This window comes from Mesorhizobium sp. M1E.F.Ca.ET.063.01.1.1 (genome assembly GCF_003998155.1).
In the GTDB taxonomy this organism is placed as follows: Bacteria; Pseudomonadota; Alphaproteobacteria; order Rhizobiales; family Rhizobiaceae; genus Mesorhizobium.
Window position 1 is genome coordinate 1 of the sequence record NZ_RZSC01001014.1, and the last position, 1732, is coordinate 1732.

Sequence of the window (1732 nt, forward strand, 5' to 3'; positions counted from 1 at the left end):
ATGAGCAAGACCACTCTCATTGCTATCGCGATCCTCGCGATCAGCGTCGGCTATGCCGAAGCCGGGGGCCGCAAGATTCCACCGGTTTGCACGGCGTCAAGTCCGCTCTTCGAGGTCCTGGATGGCAGGTGTTCTCTCGTCAAAGGTTCGATGATCTATGGCGACATCGCCGATCTTTCCCAGATAATCCACTTGGGGTGGTAGGAAGTGGCACCATCCGTGCCTAGACGCTAACCACACAAGCCGGCTACCAAGTGACAGTTGGCTCGGCTGTTTGGGCGATCAGTGACGGATGGCGATCCAGACTCCTGTCTGGTTGCGTCCTCGGGTGGGCATAGGAGAGCATTCCTGTTTGGTAGAGCGACTGGCAGTTGCCACCGCTGTTTAAGGTCGCAGAAAAAATGTCGACATTCGATTATACTTGATGACGTCGACCTTCCCGGTGGCGGCCTCGTCATGGCAAATCAAAGCCCGTCACCAGCGTCCTCCCGGTGGCGAGCTTTGAATTAGCTAAGCCTAAAATTATTAATGCCGGGCGCTCAAAGCTAGCGCATAATGCGGGTCTGCCCCGCCCACACCGGGGTAAGGGGCCCGGCCTGTACGCCCCAGTCACCCCGACTCCCCCGACAGGCCGGGTACCGGTAGACCCAGCCCTTAGGCGCGAGCCTCAAAGCACTTGTCATCTGGCGAGCGATCAGGAATATAATCCTCACCAGTGCGGCGACCCCCTCAACGAGGATCGCCAATGACAATGAAGTTTCCCTTCACTGAAGACACGCTCGGCAAGAAGCTCGAAGCCGGCACGGGTCTGTCGGTCGACTGTCTGACCTGCAAGCGAAAGGCGACGCTCGACGTTGCCGAACTGGTGAAGCGGCTCGGGCCAGACCATGGCGCGATGCTCTGGAGCCTGATCAAGGTCCTCTTTTGCCATGAGTGTCGGGACGCTGGCCGCGACGACCGAAACCTGCAGTTCACCAACCATGCGATGACGCCGGACAAGCGCAAAGGCTGAAAGCCTGTGCTTGAGCCGGGCGGCCCGGCAGGCTGACGGGGTAGGCCAGCGAACGCCGGGCCTGACCGGTGGGGGCTCGGGGGCGAGACCTGGCACCGGCTGAATGCATTTTACCAGCGTTCGCGACCGGCACCGCCATGCGAACGAAGGACGCTCAGCGCAGCGGCACGCAAGCGCAGAGAGCAGCCATCCCGGCGCGCTGCGCCACTATCAGTTCGCCGACGCCCTCCTGTACTGGCAGGGGCTTTTGGTCGACCGTCTAGCTCGATAAGCGAGGCCCTGCTTTCGGAGCGGCGATGCTGCGCGGGACGATCAAGGGAGGCGTTTTGGCCTTCAATATCGCGTCGCCGTCGCATTCACGGACATTCTGCGGACAGAGCTTTAAAGAAACCAGCAGAAGGGTCCCCAACCTGCCGTATGTAGCTGATTTAGCAATGTTCTTGGTGAGCGCGATGGGATTCGAACCCATGACCTACTGATTAAAAGTCAGTTGCTCTACCGGCTGAGCTACGCGCTCCCGTGGGCTGGAAACGCCGCCCTCGAAATTGCGCGGAACATAGGGAGAGTACATCGGCCGGTCAACCGGAAAAAGATCGCCCGCAAGTCCTGCTTTTCGCGACATCAGGATCCGCCGGAACTCTGCCTGTCGCAAGGCCGGAAGGTCGACCCATCGGGTCGCGCGCTTCGTCTTGAACGGAATCGCGATGTGCGCTTAAACCA

Annotated in this window: 2 protein-coding genes and 1 tRNA gene; 2 read left to right on the forward strand and 1 reads right to left on the reverse strand. The window is 60.0% G+C overall.

What is annotated here, in order from left to right:
- A partial coding sequence (locus EOA29_RS42450; RefSeq protein ID WP_126093845.1) for a hypothetical protein occupies positions 1 to 204 on the forward strand: 204 nt, incomplete at its 5' end.
- Positions 205 to 745: 541 nt separating this feature from the next.
- Complete coding sequence (locus tag EOA29_RS35460; protein ID WP_126093844.1) at positions 746 to 1012, forward strand: hypothetical protein; 267 nt, start codon at positions 746 to 748, stop codon at positions 1010 to 1012.
- 441 nt (positions 1013 to 1453) lie between these two features.
- On the opposite strand, the gene EOA29_RS35465 is transcribed toward EOA29_RS35460, so the two are convergent.
- Positions 1454 to 1529: transfer RNA gene (locus tag EOA29_RS35465), tRNA-Lys, on the reverse strand.
- Between the last annotated feature and the right edge of the window lie 203 nt (positions 1530 to 1732).